The sequence below is a fragment of the Herbaspirillum sp. SJZ106 genome (genome assembly GCF_006715495.1).
Lineage (GTDB): Bacteria > Pseudomonadota > Gammaproteobacteria > Burkholderiales > Burkholderiaceae_D > Herbaspirillum.
The window spans coordinates 781,432-798,131 of record NZ_VFNI01000001.1 but is presented as its reverse complement, the minus strand read 5'-3'; the positions used below and the strand labels follow the sequence as shown (position 1 = coordinate 798,131).

17 protein-coding genes are annotated in these 16,700 nt (G+C 64.2%); 6 read left to right on the top strand and 11 right to left on the bottom strand.

What is annotated here, in order from left to right; genetic code table 11:
• The first annotated feature begins 44 nt into the window (after positions 1 to 44).
• On the top strand, positions 45 to 1,712 hold the full coding sequence (locus FB598_RS03505) for a Na+/H+ antiporter (RefSeq protein WP_141912878.1): 1,668 nt from the start codon (positions 45 to 47) through the stop codon (positions 1,710 to 1,712).
• A gap of 93 nt (positions 1,713 to 1,805) precedes the next feature.
• Here the strand turns inward: FB598_RS03505 and FB598_RS03500 are convergent, their stop codons facing one another.
• On the bottom strand, positions 1,806 to 2,066 hold the full coding sequence (locus tag FB598_RS03500) for a hypothetical protein (protein WP_141912875.1): 261 nt from the start codon (positions 2,064 to 2,066) through the stop codon (positions 1,806 to 1,808).
• Positions 2,067 to 2,149: 83 nt separating this feature from the next.
• Between FB598_RS03500 and FB598_RS20650 the strand changes: the two genes are divergently transcribed.
• Positions 2,150 to 2,290 carry a hypothetical protein gene (locus FB598_RS20650; RefSeq protein ID WP_183405802.1) on the top strand — a complete coding sequence of 47 codons (141 nt, stop codon included), beginning with the start codon at positions 2,150 to 2,152 and terminating at the stop codon, positions 2,288 to 2,290.
• A 2-nt stretch (positions 2,291 to 2,292) separates the two neighbouring features.
• On the opposite strand, the gene FB598_RS03495 is transcribed toward FB598_RS20650, so the two are convergent.
• From FB598_RS03495 to FB598_RS03475, 5 genes are all read right to left on the bottom strand, one after another.
• Entirely contained in the window at positions 2,293 to 3,060 is a 768-nt protein-coding gene (locus FB598_RS03495; RefSeq protein WP_141912872.1) for a transporter substrate-binding domain-containing protein, read from the bottom strand.
• A 10-nt stretch (positions 3,061 to 3,070) separates the two neighbouring features.
• Entirely contained in the window at positions 3,071 to 3,844 is a 774-nt protein-coding gene (locus FB598_RS03490; protein ID WP_141912870.1) for an ABC transporter permease, read from the bottom strand.
• A gap of 225 nt (positions 3,845 to 4,069) precedes the next feature.
• Entirely contained in the window at positions 4,070 to 5,074 is a 1,005-nt protein-coding gene (locus tag FB598_RS03485) for an ABC transporter substrate-binding protein (protein ID WP_141912867.1), read from the bottom strand.
• The gene (locus tag FB598_RS03480) at positions 5,071 to 5,844 is read right to left on the bottom strand and encodes an ABC transporter ATP-binding protein (RefSeq protein WP_141912865.1); all 774 of its coding nucleotides are present in this window, start codon (positions 5,842 to 5,844) and stop codon (positions 5,071 to 5,073) included. The genes FB598_RS03485 and FB598_RS03480 overlap by 4 nt, the downstream gene beginning before the upstream one ends.
• 283 nt (positions 5,845 to 6,127) lie before the next feature.
• The gene (locus FB598_RS03475; RefSeq protein WP_141912862.1) at positions 6,128 to 7,009 is read right to left on the bottom strand and encodes an NAD-dependent epimerase/dehydratase family protein; all 882 of its coding nucleotides are present in this window, start codon (positions 7,007 to 7,009) and stop codon (positions 6,128 to 6,130) included.
• Positions 7,010 to 7,051: 42 nt separating this feature from the next.
• Here FB598_RS03475 and FB598_RS03470 point away from each other — a divergent pair, with 42 nt between their 5' ends.
• The 3 genes from FB598_RS03470 to FB598_RS03460 all read left to right on the top strand — a co-directional run bounded on the left by FB598_RS03470 (position 7,052) and on the right by FB598_RS03460 (position 10,302).
• On the top strand, positions 7,052 to 8,095 hold the full coding sequence (locus FB598_RS03470) for a CDP-6-deoxy-delta-3,4-glucoseen reductase (RefSeq protein ID WP_141912860.1): 1,044 nt from the start codon (positions 7,052 to 7,054) through the stop codon (positions 8,093 to 8,095).
• Positions 8,096 to 8,514: 419 nt separating this feature from the next.
• A complete protein-coding gene (locus FB598_RS03465) occupies positions 8,515 to 9,717 on the top strand; it encodes an acetylornithine transaminase (protein ID WP_141912857.1) in 1,203 nt (400 codons plus the stop codon).
• A gap of 99 nt (positions 9,718 to 9,816) precedes the next feature.
• Positions 9,817 to 10,302 carry a C40 family peptidase gene (locus tag FB598_RS03460; protein WP_183405801.1) on the top strand — a complete coding sequence of 162 codons (486 nt, stop codon included), beginning with the start codon at positions 9,817 to 9,819 and terminating at the stop codon, positions 10,300 to 10,302.
• A 21-nt stretch (positions 10,303 to 10,323) separates the two neighbouring features.
• Here FB598_RS03460 and FB598_RS03455 read toward each other — a convergent pair whose 3' ends face one another.
• The 5 genes from FB598_RS03455 to FB598_RS03435 all read right to left on the bottom strand — a co-directional run bounded on the left by FB598_RS03455 (position 10,324) and on the right by FB598_RS03435 (position 15,759).
• A complete protein-coding gene (locus FB598_RS03455) occupies positions 10,324 to 11,148 on the bottom strand; it encodes a FadR/GntR family transcriptional regulator (RefSeq protein ID WP_141912852.1) in 825 nt (274 codons plus the stop codon).
• A gap of 160 nt (positions 11,149 to 11,308) precedes the next feature.
• Entirely contained in the window at positions 11,309 to 12,370 is a 1,062-nt protein-coding gene (locus FB598_RS03450; protein ID WP_183405800.1) for an Ldh family oxidoreductase, read from the bottom strand.
• Positions 12,371 to 12,592: 222 nt separating this feature from the next.
• On the bottom strand, positions 12,593 to 14,089 hold the full coding sequence (locus FB598_RS03445; protein ID WP_141912846.1) for a tripartite tricarboxylate transporter permease: 1,497 nt from the start codon (positions 14,087 to 14,089) through the stop codon (positions 12,593 to 12,595).
• A 10-nt stretch (positions 14,090 to 14,099) separates the two neighbouring features.
• On the bottom strand, positions 14,100 to 14,624 hold the full coding sequence (locus tag FB598_RS03440; RefSeq protein ID WP_141912844.1) for a tripartite tricarboxylate transporter TctB family protein: 525 nt from the start codon (positions 14,622 to 14,624) through the stop codon (positions 14,100 to 14,102).
• 139 nt (positions 14,625 to 14,763) lie between these two features.
• The gene (locus FB598_RS03435; protein WP_141912841.1) at positions 14,764 to 15,759 is read right to left on the bottom strand and encodes a tripartite tricarboxylate transporter substrate binding protein; all 996 of its coding nucleotides are present in this window, start codon (positions 15,757 to 15,759) and stop codon (positions 14,764 to 14,766) included.
• Positions 15,760 to 16,378: 619 nt separating this feature from the next.
• Here FB598_RS03435 and FB598_RS03430 point away from each other — a divergent pair.
• Positions 16,379 to 16,564 carry a hypothetical protein gene (locus FB598_RS03430; protein ID WP_141912840.1) on the top strand — a complete coding sequence of 62 codons (186 nt, stop codon included), beginning with the start codon at positions 16,379 to 16,381 and terminating at the stop codon, positions 16,562 to 16,564.
• Positions 16,565 to 16,700 lie beyond the last annotated feature (136 nt).

Sequence of the window (16,700 nt, the reverse complement as noted above, 5' to 3'; positions counted from 1 at the left end):
CGCCGGCGCAGCATTCCGCACCGCTCATCCAATATCGCTCAACCATGGAAATCGTCTTCACCGTCCTGATCCTGCTGCTGGCCGTCGCCGCCTCCGGCGTGGCCGCGCGCCTGGTCCCCTTCAAACTGCCGCTGCCGTTGTTCCAGATCGGCCTGGGCGCGGTGCTGGCGCTGCCGCTGTTCGGACTGAAGATCAGTTTCGACCCGGAGCTGTTCCTGCTGCTGTTCATCCCGCCGCTGCTGTTTACCGACGGCTGGCGCATGCCCAAGCGCGAATTCTTCCGCCTGGCGCAACCGATCCTGGCGCTAGCCCTGGGGCTGGTGCTGTTTACCGTGGTCGGCGTGGGCTATTTCATCCACTGGATGATCCCGGTGATTTCCCTGCCCTCTGCCTTCGCGCTGGCTGCGGTGCTCTCGCCCACCGACGCGGTGGCGGTATCGTCCATCATCGGCAAGGGCCGCTTGCCGGCCTCGATGCAGCACGTGCTGGAAGGCGAGGCGCTGATGAACGACGCGTCCGGCCTGGTGGCCTTCAAGTTCGCCATCGCCGCAGTGGTGACCGGCACCTTCTCGCTGCTCGACGCCAGCCTGAGTTTCGTCCTGATCTCGGTGGGCGGCATTGCCGTCGGCCTGATCGTGGCCTGGGGGTTCGGCCTGGTGCGCCGCAAGATCATCGAATGGGCCGGCGACGAACCGGGCATCCAGGTGGTGCTGCTGATACTGATCCCCTTCACGGCCTATATCTTCGCCGAACACTTCGGCCTGTCCGGCATCCTGGCGGCGGTCGCGGCGGGCATGCTGATGCCCTACATCGAAACCGCCGGCGGCGAGTCGGCCGCGACCCGCATGCAGGGCCGCAGCATCATGACCATGATGGAGTTCGTGTTCAACGGCATGTCGTTCCTGTTGCTGGGCCTGCAGTTGCCGGGCATCGTCAGCCTCGCCCATGCCAGGACCGCCGGCAACGTGCCGGTGTGGTACCTGTTCGCCTACATCCTCGCCATCACGGTGGCGCTGATCGTGCTGCGCTTCATCTGGGTGTGGATCAACCTGCGCATGCGCCGTTTCGCCAACGCGGTGCGCGGCCAGAGCGGGCGCAACCGCAAGTTCGACCTGCGCCTGATCGGCATTACCGCGCTGTCGGGCGTGCGCGGGGCGATCACGCTGGCCGGCGTGATGTCGATCCCGCTGCTGCTCAAGGAACACACGCCCTTCCCGGCGCGCGACCTGCTGATCTTCCTGGCCACCGGGGTGATCGTCTGCTCGCTGCTGTTCGGCAGTTTCCTGCTGCCGTGGATGCTGAAGGATCTGCAACTGGATGCCGAAGCCAAACGCCGCCGCACGGAAGAGATGAACGCCCGCATGCGCCTGTCGGAAGCGGCGGTGCGCCGTATCGAAGAAGCCCAGGAACGCATCAGCCACGGCCTGGACGAGTCCGACCTGGCCTTGCTGACCGAGGTCAGCGGCAGCCTGCTGGCGACCTATCGCATGCGCATGAATGCCGAGAGCGATTCGGAAGAGACCCATCGCGCCGCCAACCGCTTCAAGCAGTTCGAACGCGAGCTGCGGCTGGAGGCGATCCGCGCCGAACGCATGGAAATCCACTACCTGCGCGCCGAGCAACGCATCAACGACGAAACCTTCCTGATGCTGATCAACCAGATCGACATGGCCGAGACCTGGCTCCTCGGTTCGCTCAACGCCTCGGATTGAGGCCCCCGCACGGGAACCGGGAGCGGAAAAGCAAAAGCCCGCAACGGCATGGCCGTGCGGGCTTTGTTCATGGCGGGTACGCCGCGGATATTGTCAGGCTACCGTGTTCACCGTGGTGCCGATGACCTCGCCATTGGAATTGCGGGAAATCTGTTCGCGGCGGTTGCGCTGTTCGAGTTCAGCCTCGGCGCGCTTCTGGTCGGCCTGGATCTGTTCCTGGCGCTGTTGCTCGGCCTTTTGCGCCATGCGCGCTTCATCGGCCCGGCGCACCGCCTCCGGATCGGTGACCGATGAGGTAGTGGATGTAGATGCGGTGGTGCTGGAACTGGGTACGATTGCGAGATCGACGGGCATGCTGGCCTCCTGTTGCTATCGCTGATGTTCGATACAGGCCACTATGGTACGCCCATTGCCGGACTCTGCAATGCGGCAACAGCATGCATCCGCAAAAAAACGGCGGCATCGACACAGCCTGTTATCCGGGAAGCAAGCAAACCGTGGAAAAAGATGCCAAAAGGCAAAAACAAATTGCCACGATGGCAAATCTGGCGGAACCGGAAACTCAGTGGACTCAGTAGCCTCAGTGGCAATCCGGCACGTTCTGGTCCAGGTAAACCTCGAAGGCCACGTTGTTGGCCCACTTCTTCCTGACGCCAGCCCAGAAGGCCTCGTTCCAGCGGCCGGCCGCCTGCCTGAACGCGGCCAGATCGGCGGCGTCGGCGCCGCGCACCTTTAGCACCAGGGCCTGGCGGCTGGCGGGCGCCAGGCGGGCGGAGAATTTCTTCCATTCGGGCAGCTTCAGCAATTCCTTCATCAGGCTGTCGTCATGCACGGCCGCGTCGCATTGCCCGGTGCGCACCGCCAGCAGCGAATCGGCCGGCGCGCGCATCACCTTCTCGATGGCGCCATAGCGCGAGGCCAGCGTGCCGACGTAGGACGAACCTTCCGAAACGCACACGCTGCGGCCCTTCAGGTCGTCCCATTTCCTGATGCTGGTGTCGGTACGCATGATGGCCATGCCGCCGGCGCGATAGCCGGTGGGGATGATGACGGTATCGGCATCGCCGGCCTCGCCCTCGGGCGCCAGCGTCAGCGCCACATCGGCGCGGATGCCGGATGCGTTTTTCAGGTAAGCGGATGTGAGCTTGAACTGCACGGCCAGATCGTCGGCCAGCACGCTATCGACGCTCTCGGGCGTGCGGAATTTCATGCCGCCCTTGTAGGCCGGCGGCACGTAATCCAGCCCCACACGCAGGATGCCGGCCTGCTTGGCGGCATCGAGCACGCCCGCCTGCACGCTGCCGCAAAGCAGCAGCAAGAGCGGGAAGAGCAGGCGTGCGGGCTGCATGGCGGGAGACTCAGACGTATTGGTAGCGCAGCAGGCGGTGCTTCAGCTTTTCCAGGATCACCTGGTCGATCAGCGCGGCGAGAATGGCGATGGTCAGGATATTGGCCATCACCCCCACCATGTCGGCGGTTTCGCCGGAATACGCCAATGTGCGGCCCAGCCCCTTGCCGAAGCCGACCAGCATCTCGGCCGAGATCAGCGCGCGCCAGGCGTTGCCGAAGGCCAGCTGGGCGCCGGTGATCAGTTCCGGCATCACTGCCGGCAGGTAGACCCGGCGCAACAAGCCCACGCGCGAGGCGCCCATCACGCGCGCGGCCGACACATGCACCTGCTGCACGCTTTCGGTCGCGTTCATCACCGACAGCGCGGCCGGGAAGAAGGCGGCGATGGCCACCACCACCACCATCGGCAGGTTGCCGAACCCCATCAGGATCAGGAACAGCGGCACCCAGGCGATCGACGGGATCGATTGCAGGATCACGATGGCCGACTTCAGCACCTCGCGGAAGAAGAACAGCACCGCGCCGACCAGCCCGAAACCGATCCCCAGCAGCAGCGCCGAGCCGTAACCCAACCCCAGCCGGTACAGGCTGCCATACAGCGCCAGGCGGAAATTATTGGACTGCACTTCCTCCCACAGCCGCACCACCACCGACGGCACGCCCGGCATCAGGAACGACGGCAGCGACCACGCGGCGATCTGCCACATCAACAGGATGAAAGCGATCGCCAGCACCATGGCGAGTTTCTTGCGGAGACCGGTAACGCGACGTTGAGAGCTCATAACGCTTGACGCTTATAAATGACGATGGCCGGAAACCTCCGGCCGGTGAAAAACTTCAACGATACGCAGCGAGCGAAGCAAAGCTGCGAACCAAAAAATAAATCAGCTCTGTGCTGTGAGTGGGAAGCGTAGCGAGCAGCCCGAGGTCGCTTCGAGAAGCGCAGCCGTACGAGATGTACGGCGAGCATCACAGGAGCGAGATCGGGTTGCGCAGTAGCTTCCCGCTCACAGTTTCCTAGCGTTTTGCCAGGACAGGTCGGTGATCGAGTTGACGTCGAACGGCTTGCCGTCGCGCGTCTTCAAGGAGCCTTGCTCTTGCAGGATGTTGGAGATTTCCTGCATGCGGTCCTGGTCCTTCTTGGAAATCTTGGGCGTGAAGGTCTGGCTCTTGATGGCGTCGCGGATCACGTCTTCGCGCAGCATCTCGCCGTGCTTGAGCGTCTTCAGGGTCGGCTCGGCGATGAAATAGCCGGCGATCAGCTTGGACGCTTCGGCCGGCTTCTTCTGCAGCAGCGTGATGGCGTCGCGCTGGGCATCCAGCGACTTCCACACGGCGTCGCGGCGCTTCTTCAACGTGTCGCCCGAGGTGATCACCACCATGCAAGGGAAGGGCCAGACTTCACCGATTTCATAGATCTGCTTGACCGGCGCGATCAGCTGCGCGATGCGCGCCTGCGGCTCGAACAGGAAGGCGGCGTCGACACGCTTGCCCACCAGCGACTGCACCGCCACCTGCGGCGACACGCCCATCACGTTGACGTCGTCCGGCTTGATGCCGGCATCCTTGAGCACCACGCCCTTCAGCACGGTGTCGGCGGTGCTGCCTTCGGCTTGCGAGGCCAGGGTCTTGCCCTTGAGGTCGGCCACCTTGTTGATGCCGGAGTCTTCCCGCGCCACCAGCGCGTGGTAACCCAGCTGCGCGCCGCCCACCACCTTCAGGTCGGCGCCCTTGGAGGCCCAGGCCACGGCATTGGAGAATCCGAACACGCCACTATCGAGCTGGCCGCCGACAATCGCCTTGACCAGGTCGGTGCCGGACTTGAATTCGATCAACTCCACATCCAGCCCGTACTTCTTGTACAGGCCGGCTTCATAGGCGGCCATGGCTTGCGCGTCGTCCATCACGCGCAGGTAGCCGATCTTGAATTTCTCCAGCGCCAGGGCGTTGTTGGTGAATGCCAATGCGGCCAGGGCGGCCAGCGCAGGTACCAGGATGCGTGCGAGTTTCATACTCCAACCCCTTCCAGTGTTTTTGAAAAATCGTCCTGTTCGGCATGGATGCCGAGCAGGCAAAGGATCTCGCGGCGGATGGCCGCGAATTCGGACAGGTCGTGCGTCTTTTCGTGATGCACGAGATTGAATTCCTTGAGCACCTTGGCCGGACGCGGGCTGAACACGAAGATGCGGTCGGCCAGGAACAGCGCCTCGTCGACATCGTGCGTGACCAGCAGCACGGTCGGGCCTTGCTGGCGGATCAGGTCGCGCAGCGCGTCCTGCAGCGTCATGCGGGTGAGCGCGTCGAGCGCGCCGAAAGGCTCGTCCAGCAGCAGCGCCTTCGGCTGCGAAATGAAAGCGCGCGCCAGGGCCGCGCGCTGGCGCATGCCGCCCGAGACCTGGTGCGGGTAATACGCTTCGAAACCCTTGAGCTTGACGTTCTCCAGCCACACGCGCGCCTGTTGCGCCGCCTTGTGCTTGTCGACCTGCTGGAATTCCAGCGCCAGCGCCACGTTCTGCTCCAGCGTGAGCCAGGGATACAGGGCGTTTTCCTGGAACATCAATGTCCGTTCCGGATGCGGCGCCTTGATTTCCTGGCCGTCGCCGGTGACCGAGCCCGAGCTGACCTTTTCCAGGCCGGCGGCAATGTGCAGCAGGGTCGACTTGCCGCAGCCGGAAGGGCCGACCAGCGCGACCAGTTCGCCCGATTCGATATCGCGGCTGAATTCGTCGATCACATGCAGGCCGCCGAAATGCTTGGCGACGTTCTTGAAAGATAGCTTCATGTCGTCCCGCGGCGCGTGGGCAGCCGCTGCAGTGGATAGGATTGGTTGGGAAGGAGGATGACTGGCGAGCGGTCCGGCGATGTCTTGCGCGGCGCCGATGCCCCGCGGCCTGTGGCCGTCTCGTCTGGCATGCGGACAAAATCCCCATTTATTTCACGTTAGCGCTGGACTTTACTGTTGCTGCCAATGCAAGACAACTACTTTAAATTCTTATGCTTATTCGAAATCCGAATAAGGAAGACTCAAAAATTGCATAAAGAGAAAAGGATTCGCCAATGCGCCATCAAGCCGGCTCGCTCCCCCGCTTCGCCAGGAGCGACTGCACGCTGGAGTAATCCAGCCGCACACCCAGCTCCTGCTTGAGACGCCGGTTATCCAGCCGGCGCGATTCCGACATGAACGACAGCATCATCGGCGATACGCTGCGTTCCAGCTCGCTGCGGGGCAAGCGGGGCGGACGCGGGAGCCCGACGGCATCGGCCACGGCGTCGAAGTAGTCGGCCATCTTCAGCTCGGTGTCGTCCACCGCATGGTAGATGCGGTTGGGCGAACCGCGGCGCATGGCCGCCAGCGCCGCGCGCGCCAGGTCGTCGGCATGGATATGGCTGGTATAGACATCGTCGGCGGCAAGCAGCGCGGGCGTGCCCTTTTGCAGGCGCTCGACGGGCAGCCGGTCGGCCGCGTAGATGCCGGGCACGCGCAGGATGGACACGCGCGCGCCGCAGCGCCTGGCCCAGGCGCGCAGCACGTTTTCGGCATCCACGCGGCGCACCGCGCGCGCATTCTGCGGCCGCACCGGATGGGTTTCATCGAAACGCTGGCCGCCGCAATCGCCGTAGACGCCGGTGGTGCTGATATAAACCAGGCGCGTGCCCTCGGGTAAAATGGCGGCCAAATTGCGGGTGCGGCGGTCATGCCGGCCGGCCGACTGCGGCGGCGCCAGGTGCACCACGGTCGGCGCCAGGCGCGCCAGCCGGCCCAGCGTATGCGGCCGGTCGAGGTCGGCCACGATGGGAACGGCGCCGGCCGCACGCAGCTCGGCGCAGCGTTGCGGGTTGCTGGTGACGGCCAGCACGCGGCAGCGCGGCAGCAACAGCGGCAGCAGGCGCAGGCCGACATCGCCGCAACCGAGTATCAGAACACGTGGCAAGCCCAGTTTTTTCACAGTTTTATTAACCTATTTTCCTTAGTCCAGAAGCGCAATTGTATGAGTTTCCAAGTCACAGTCCAGCCAAGCGGCCGCCAATTCACCTGCGATGAAGGCGAAACCATCCTCAATGCGGCCATCCGCGCAGGCGTGGGCCTGCCCTATGGCTGCAAAAACGGCGCCTGCAGCTCGTGCAAGGGCAAACTGGTTTCCGGCCAGGTCGAGCACGGCCCGCACCAGGAGCGCGCGCTGTCGGCCAACGACGAGAAGCTGGGGTTTTCGCTGTTCTGCTGCGCCAGGCCGCAGTCGGATGTGACCATCGAAGCGCGCGAAGTGGCGGGCGTGGGCGAATTCCCGATCCGCAAGCTGCCGGTGCGCGTGGCCGCGCTGGACAAGAAGGCCGACGATGTCATCGTGCTCTCGCTGCAATTGCCGGCCAACGACCGCCTGCAATACAAGGCCGGGCAATACGTCGAGTTCCTGCTGCGCGATGGCAAGCGCCGCAGCTACAGCATGGCCAACGCGCCGCACAAGGATGAGCACATGAGCCTGCATATCCGCCACCTGCCCGGCGGCCTGTTCACCGACCAGGTGTTTTCCACAATGAAGGAACGCGACATCCTGCGCATCGAAGGCCCGTTGGGCACCTTCTTCCTGCGCGAGGATTCGGACAAGCCGATCGTGCTGCTGGCCTCGGGCACCGGCTTCGCGCCGATCAAGGCGATCGTCGAGCAGCTCGAGCATGCCGGCTCGCAGCGCCCGGTCACGCTGTACTGGGGCGGCCGCCGCCCGCAAGACCTGTACATGAACGAGTTGTGCGAAACATGGGCGCGCACCCTGCCCGCCTTCGCCTATGTGCCGGTAGTGTCCAACGCGCAGCCGGAAGACAACTGGAACGGCCGCACCGGCTTCGTCCACCAGGCGGTCATGGCCGACTTCCCGGACCTGTCCGGCCATCAGGTGTATGCCTGCGGCGCCCCCATCGTGGTGGAGTCGGCGCAGCGTGACTTCGTGGCCCAGTGCAAGTTGCCCGAAGACGAGTTCTACGCCGACTCCTTCACCTCGGAAGCCGACCTGGCAAGCGACGCACCGGCTGCCAACTGAGGCGGCGCGAGCCCCGGCCAAAGCGGCGCGTGTCATGCCGCCGTCATGCGCGTTTGCGATCATGGCGCAAGTCGGTGCCGCCTCCCGGAAAAAGGCGTGGCGCGGCGGCAGGCGACGCAAATGCAACGCTTGCCGGATTCAGGCAGAATGACGGTCAATTCTTTTTGACGCTGTGCGCAAAACGTCCTAATATTGACCGCATGATCGCCAACGCCACATTTTTACGACGTCGCAGCCAACCTCTGGGAGGTTTGCTGCTGTGCGCGTGAAATGAAACGAATCGCGAAGCCACAGGCAAACCCTGTGGCTTTTTTTTATCCGCCATTTCGGGTTGCCGTGCGCTTTCCACCGATCCTTTAAGTTTCAGGCCGGTCTGCCCCGCACCATCCCCATCCACCCATTCTTGCAGGAGCCTATCGATGGAATACAAAGATTTCGACAGCAACAAACTGATGTACGTCACCAACCGCCCCGAACTGGTGTTCACCGAGGGTGACGGCATGTGGCTGACCGACCACAAGGGCAAACGCTACCTGGATTACCTGCAAGGCTGGGCGGTCAACGCCTTGGGCCATTCGCCGCAATGCATCCAGGATGCGCTGGCGGCGCAATCGAAGAAACTGCTCAACCCCTCGCCCGCGTTCTACAACGCGCCGTCGATCGAGCTGGCCAACCTGCTGACCGCCAACTCGGTGTTCGATCGCGTGTTCTTCGCCAACAGCGGCGCCGAAGCCAACGAAGGCGCCATCAAGCTGGCGCGCAAATGGGGCAAGAAGAACCCGGCCACCAACGGCGACGCCCGCTTCGAGATCATCACCTTCAAGCACAGTTTCCACGGCCGCACCATCGCCACCATGTCGGCCAGCGGCAAGGACGGCTGGGACACCATGTTCGCGCCGCAGGTGCCGGGCTTCCCCAAGGCCACGCTGAACGACCTGGCCAGCGTCGAGAAGCAGATCACCAAGCACACCGTGGCCGTGATGCTGGAGCCGGTGCAAGGCGAAGGCGGCGTGATCCCCGCCACCCGCGAATTCATGCAGGGCCTGCGCCGCCTGACCAGGCAGGCCAACCTGCTGCTGATCGTCGATGAAGTGCAAAGCGGCATGGGCCGCACCGGCGAACTGTTCGGCTACCAGCTCTCGGGCATCGAGCCGGACATCATGACGCTGGGCAAGGGCATCGGCGGCGGCGTGCCGCTGGCGGCGCTGCTGGCGCGCGAAGACATCGCCTGCTTCGAAGCTGGCGAACAGGGCGGCACCTACAACGGCAACCCGCTGATGACGGCGGTGGGCGTGGCGGTGATCAAGGAACTGCTGAAGCCCGGCTTCATGGAAACCGTGCGCGAGCGCGGCCAGTACCTGCGCGAACGCTCGCTGGCGCTGTCGGAGAAGTACGGCTTCGAAGGCGAACGCGGCGAAGGCTTGCTGCGCGCGCTGCAACTGGGCCGCGACATCGGCCCGCAGATCGTCGAGGCCGCGCGCGACATGGAACCGGTGGGCTTGCTGCTCAATTCGCCGCGCCCCAACCTGCTGCGTTTCATGCCTTCGCTCAACGTCAGCCGCGACGAGATCGACCAGATGTTCTCCATGCTGGAAGACGTGCTGGCCAAGATCGGGCAATAAGCCATGCGGGTGCGTCATACGCTCCTGGGAATATCCGGTCCGGCGGCCTTGCCGCCGTCGTCCGCTGTCCTCCCGGCTGCGGCGCGCCCGGCCGGCGCCATGGCGGCATTGTGCCTGGCCCTGGCGCTGGCCGCCTGCAGTACCGTGCCCCCGGTTGAACGCCTGCCGGGCGCGCCGCAATCGAATACGCCGGCGCTGCCGGCATCCGACGCCGGCAACGAAGTCGCCATCTACGCCCTCTCGCTGATCGACACCGGCTACCGCTTCGGCGGCAAGAACCCCTCGGCCGGCCTGGATTGCAGCGGCATGGTCAGCTACATCTTCGGACAGGCCGCCAACTACAGGATCAGCGGCAGCGCCGCCGATATCGCCCGCCAGGGCCGCCAGATCGACCCCAGCCAATTGCGCGCCGGCGACCTGGTGTTCTTCAACACCATGAACAAGCCCTTCTCGCACGTGGGCATCTACCTCGGCGATGGCCGTTTCGTGCATGCGCCATCGACCAACGGCCGCGTGCACATCACGCGCATGGACAATCCCTACTTCGCCAAACGCTTCGAGATGGCGCGCAGCTATTTCAACTGAACCGGAAAAGCGCCCCGCCGGTCACTTGCGCGCGGCGCGCGGCCTGGCGGCGACGCCCGCCTTGGCCTGCGCCCGCGTTCGCCTGGGCGCCGCGCCCGCGGCCCTGGCATCGCCGGCCGCAGCGGCCTCGCGCTTCTGGCGGCTGCCGTATTGCAGGATCAGGTTGGCGCTGTAGCGCGTGAAGGAAATGTCCATATGCCGGCGCATGGCCGCGCGCGCCTTGTCCGGATTGCGCTCGCGCAGCGCCTGCATCACCAGCGCATGCTCATCGACCGCCTCGTACCACACCACCTTGCTGTCGAAATGGCTATGCAGCCGCTTGAACAGCGGCCCCAGCCGCGCATCGAACAATTGCGTCACCAGCCCCACCAGCACGCTGTTGCCGGTGGCCTCGGCCACCCGGATGTGGAACAGGCGGTCGGCTTCCAGCGGATTGATGCCGGCATCGGTATGCGCGATCATCAGCTGGAATGCCTCATCGACCGCATCGATCTGGGCATCGGTGGCATTTCTGGCGGCGGCGTAGGCCACCTCGCCTTCGATCATCTCGCGCGCACGGATCAGTTCCAGCGGCCCCGCTTCGCTGGACAGGTCGATCAGCCCTTCGTGCGGCGCCGGCGGGCAGACATAGATGCCCGAGCCCATGCGCACTTCGATATAGCCTTCGACCTCCAGCGCGATGAGCGCCTCGCGCAACGAAGGCCGGCTCACGCCGAGCTGCACCGCCAGGTCGCGTTCCGAGGGCAACCGCGAACCGACCGGGAATTCGCCGTCGACGATCAGCTTGCGCAACTGGTCGCCGATCTGCCGGTATAACCGCTGCGGCTCAATCGCTTCTATGGGCATGGATGAATCCGATCAAGTTTTTATCTGCCTGGAAACCGCATGCGGCAGCCATGTGGATTCCCACACGGCTTCCCATGCAGCTTCCCATTCAGCTTCCTTTTATGACGCCGGATTGTATCTCAGGCCCGGCCGGTCTCCACCACACCGGGCCGTTCTTCCATCAGGCCAACGCCGCTGGGAACGCCAGGCCATAAGGCCCGGCCGCATCGCGCAACATGGGTGCGATGGTCGGGTGCAACGCCACGCCCTCTTGCAGTTGCCGCGCGCGCCGCTGCATGCCGCGGTCGCCCGGCATGCGCACCTGTTCCACGCCGGGGCGCGGCGGGTTGCTGCGGCAAGACTCGGCGACAAAATCCATCTGCCGCAGGAAAGCATCCTGGCCGCCGAACGCCGACGGGTCGTACAGCGACATGAACACGGTCGCGCCCCAGCCCGCCGGCGGATCGGCGCGGCCGAAACCGGACAGCCCGCCGGTCAGCGCCTCGATCAGCACCGCCAGGCCGAAGCCCTTGTGGCCTGCCGACAAACCGCCCAGCGGCAGGATGGTGCCCGGCGGATCTTCGGCCAGCACGGCCGGATCGCGCGAAGGATTGCCGTGGCCGTCGATCAGCCACTCTTCCTCGAACTGGCGGCCGGCCTTGTGCAGGCGGTTGCTCATGCCGTTGGTGGTGACCGAGGCCGAGATGTCGATCAGGAACGGCGTGCCCGAAGTCGGGATGCCGGCGGCGATCGGGTTGGGCGTGAACACCGCGCGCGTACCGCCGAACGGCGCCACGCTTTGCACCGCCGGGTCGGAGCTGGCCAGGATCATCATGAAGCCCTCCTGGGTGGCGCGCAGCAGGTAGGCCGCCAGGCAGGCGATATGGTGGCTGTGGTGGATGGTCAGCGAGGCGCTGCCGTAGTCGCGCGCCTTGGGGATCAGCGCATCGATGCCCTGGTGCACCAGCCACGGCCCCGGCAACCGGCGGCCGTCCCAGGCCAGCGCGGCGGCGCGTTCGGACAGCACTTCCGGCTGTCCGCTCTTGGCCATCGCCCCTTTTTCCAGCTCCTTCACATACGGCGCCAGCAGCGCCAGGCCGTGGGTATCGTGGCCCAGCAAATCGCCGTCGACCAGCGTCGCGGCGACGCTGTCGGCCTTGGGCGCTTCCAGTCCCGCCTTTTGCAACAGGGCGCTGGCGAAGCGCGTCAGTTCGGCAGCGGAAAAACGTTCGGGTGAAGCCATTGAAACAACCATCCTTTCATTGGGTGAAATAAAAAACAACCGTCAAGCCGGTAATGCTGCTCAGTTAAGCCTTCCATCTGCAACTCGTCATCCCGGCGAAGGCCGGGATCCAGTGTCTTTCGTTGCGCCTCAATGGCCGTTGAATGACGAATGACGCGACGCTGGACCCTGACCTTCGTCAGGGCGACGGAGAAATTTCGGCTTAACTGAACGGCATTACCGTCAAGCCGGCCCCATCGTCCTCTTGCGCAGCATCTTCAGCGCGAACGGCAGCAGCCACATGACGATGGTGATCACGCCCAGCGTGCCGGCGATGGGCCTGCTGAAGAATGCCAGGAACTCGCCGTCGGCCTTGATCATCGAGGTCACGAAATGCTCTTCCAGCATGCCGCCCAGCACCACGCCCAGCACCGCGGGGGCGACCGGGAAGCCGTTCTCCTCCATGAAGTAAGCCAGCATGCCGAACACCAGCATGATGCCCACATCGGTCACGCTGTTGTTGGTGGCATAGGAGCCGACGATGCAAAACAGCAGGATCAGCGGCATCAGGATGCCGCGCGGAATGGTCAAGATGCGCTTGGCCATCTTGATGCACAAGAAACCCAGCGGCAGCATCAGCAGGTTGGCCAGGATGAAGACGATGAAGATCGCGTACATCGACACCGGATTCTCGACGAAGATCATCGGCCCCGGGTTGAGGTTCTTCATGTACAGCACGCCGATCACGATGGCGGTGATGGAGTCGCCCGGGATGCCGAACACCAGCGCCGGGATCCACGCCCCGGCCAGCGCCGAGTTGTTGGCCGCGCCGGATTCGACGATGCCTTCCGGATGGCCGGTGCCGAACTTCTCCGGCTCCTTGGACAGCTTCTTGCTCATCGCGTACGACATCCAGGCCGCGATATCGGCGCCGGCGCCCGGCAAGGCTCCCACCAGCGTGCCCAGCACGCTGCCGCGCCAGACCGAGCGCGGGTACTTCAGCAGCAGCCCCCACATGCCTTTGAACACATTGCCGACGCGGCCGTCGGCGATCTTCATCGTGAAATCCTTCGACACCGCGAAACGCAGCACCTCGGACATGGCGAACATGCCCACCATCAGCGGCACCAGCGATACCCCGCCCAACAGGTCCGGCTGGTCGAAGGTGAAGCGCGGCACGCCGGCCGGGTTGCCCATGCCGACCGAGGCGATGAACATGCCCAGGAACAGCGAGACGAAGCCCTTCAGGGGATTTTCGGAAGCGATGAAAATGGCGCAGGTCAGCCCCAGCAGCACCAGCCAGAAGTACTCGAACGAAGAGAACTTCAGCGCCAGTTCGGCCAGCATGGGAGCGGCCAGGATCAGCACCACGGTGCCGAACAGGCCGCCGATGACCGAGAACACCAGGCTGGCGCCGAGCGCGATCTCGCCCTGCCCCTTCATGGTCATGGCATAGGCTTCGTCGGTATAGGCCGCCGACGACGGCGTACCGGGAATGCGCAACAGGCAGCCCGGAATATCGCCGGAAAAGATCGCCATCGCGGTGGCCGACACCATGGCGGCGATGGCCGGCACCGGCGGCATGAAAAAGGTCACCGGCACCAGCAGGGCCACCGCCATGGTGGCCGACAGGCCCGGCACCGCGCCCATGAACAGGCCGAACATCGACGCGCCAAGGATCACCGCCAGCACATAAGGGTCGAATACGATCCCGAACGCCGCATAGATATTTGCAAGCATGCTGTGCTCCTTACCAGGCGATCGGTTTCAAGACGCCCCAAGGCAAGGGCACCTTGAGCAGCTTGTAGAAAACGTAGTGGATGCCCAGCGCGCTGGCCAGCGCCACCGGAATCGCCACCGCAATGCGCGTGCGGAAGGTCAGGAACAGCACCATCAGCAGCACGAACGCGGTCGGCAGGAAACCGAGCGGCTCGGAGACCCAGATGTAGAACAGCAGCGCTGCCGGCACCAGCAGGAAGGCGAACACCGCGCGGCGGCTGCGCACCCATTCGGGCACGGTGAACCAGTGCGCGTCCTGGTCGTCGCTGCCGACGGCGGCGATGAGCGAGGCGTGGGAGGCGGCGGTCTTTTTCAAGCCGCGCAGCCCGCGGATGATCAGCAGCACGGCGCAGATCATGAAGCCGCCGGCCAGTGCCTGCGGGAAGACATTGGGGCCGATGTCCTGCCCCATGGCGGGCAGCGCCGCGGAAGAAACGTAGATGGCGACCGCAAAAAACGCGACCAGCAATCCGGAGAGAGCGTCGTTGATTTTCATGATGGAATCAATCGTAAGGAGTTTGGCGAAGTCGTTGTCATGGTGACGCCATGTATGGCGGCGCGATGCATGAGCGCCGCCCGCTCCGCGCCGCCGGATACGCGATCCGGCGGCGCAAAAACAGGCGGCAACACCCGCATCAGCGCGCCATGCCCAGCGTTTTCAGGATCGCGCCCATGTCGGCATCGCTCTTGTCCATGAATTTGCCGAACTCGGCGGAGTCGGCATACATCACGCCGAAACCGCGTCCGCTCATGAAGTCCTTGTACTCCTTGCTGTCATAGATCTTCTTCAGGCTGGCCGACAACTTGGTCGAAATATCGGCCGGCAACCCCTTGGGCGCGACGATGCCGCGCCAGGCGCCATTGGTCCAGCCGCTGCCGGTCAGGCTCTTGAGCGTGGGCACCTTGGGATACAGCGCCGCCGGCTCGTTGGCCATGATCACCAGCGGCGTCGCCTTGCCGGCATCGATCAGCGAACGCGCCTCCGGCAGCGATGCGGCCACGATATCCACACCGCCGGCAGCCAGGTCGACCATGGCCGGCGCCGCGCCGTTGGAAGGCACGAAGCGCACCGCCGTCGGCGCCAGTTTCAGGTCGTTGAGCATGCCGGCCAGGCCCAGGTGCCAGATGCCGCCCTGGCCGGTGCCGGAAGCCTTGAGCTTGCCCGGATTGGCCTTGATCGCCTTCATCAGGTCATCGAAGGTCTTGTAGGGGGAGTCGTGGCTCACGGTCAGCGCCGCCGGGTCGAAGTTCATCAGCGCCAGCGGCGTGAAATCGCGCGGCGTCAGCTTGGTCAGCCCCTGGTGGTGCATCATCGAAATTTCGACGGTGGCAATGCCGATGGTGTAGCCGTCGGGCGCGGCGCCGGCGATCGACTGGTGGCCCACCACGCCGTTGCCGCCGGTGCGGTTGACCACGTTGACCGGCTGGCCGATATCCTTCTCCAGCAAGGCGCCGATGATGCGCGCGGTGGCGTCGGTGCCGCCGCCTGCCCCCCAGGGCACCACCAGCGTGACCGGCCGCTCGGGCCAGGCGGCCAACGCCGGCTGGGCGCCCAGCAAAGCACAGGCCGCTGTCGCGGCCGCGGCTGTCTTGATCAGGGTTCTGCGGGTAATTCTGCGTGTAAAGTTCATGTCTCCTCCGGTGTCTGGGAGCAGGAACGTTTTGGCGTAGGACTTTCCGTTCCTGCATGCTTTACCTGCATGAGAATTCTGGTTGCTTCTCTTATGCGCAGGTGCCGGTGCCTTGCTGCTTTTTATATTGTCTGTCTGGTTATTTCTTGTCATCGCACTTTGCTGTACGATGATTCAGGACTGATAGGTAATGTGGTCAGACCAGTCGGATTAGAATTTCATATCCGATAGCGAGTGTCAAGGATGAATCCTACGCATCAAAACAATTCATCCATCTCGCGCCGCAACAAATTCCCGGCCCGGTCTTCGCCTCGCAAAGCCTTGCCCAGCATGGCTTCTGCGGCTACAGCGCCAAGCCTGCGATGCTGCACCGTCACAGCGCCGGATGCGAGCTCCGCCCCGACTCTAAAATTGCCGTTCCAATTTGGTATTACCACTTGACCAAACAAAGAATGCTGCAATAGACTCGCTGCCAATCGAATAAGTCACGTCGCATGCTGCGGCCATTTGCAACGTCGGGGAGACGAGCGCAAGGCAACAGGTGCAGGAACGGGCAACCCCAGGACCCAGCCGCCGCGGTATCCAATACCGCAGGCAGCATCAGGCAACGGAGACACTCTTGGCATACGCAGCAATGAGCGCGAACGGCAACTCACACGGCAGCTGGACCCATGCCACCGTGGCCGCATTGCCATCCACCACCTGCGCCCGCCGCGCGCTGCGCCGCGCCTCCTCCTTCGGTTCCCTGCTGGCCTTCCTGCTGATCGACTTTTCCCGCTATTTCTTTGACCAGGGCGACAGTTAAGCCCGCAGGACGGCGCATGCACGCTGGCGCCGGCACCACGAAACAGCACCGTAGCGCCGATGCGCGCACGGCATTTTGATGTTGTACGGACAGTGCCCGGCCTGACAGGCCGCCCTGCCCGCCATCGAGGGAATCC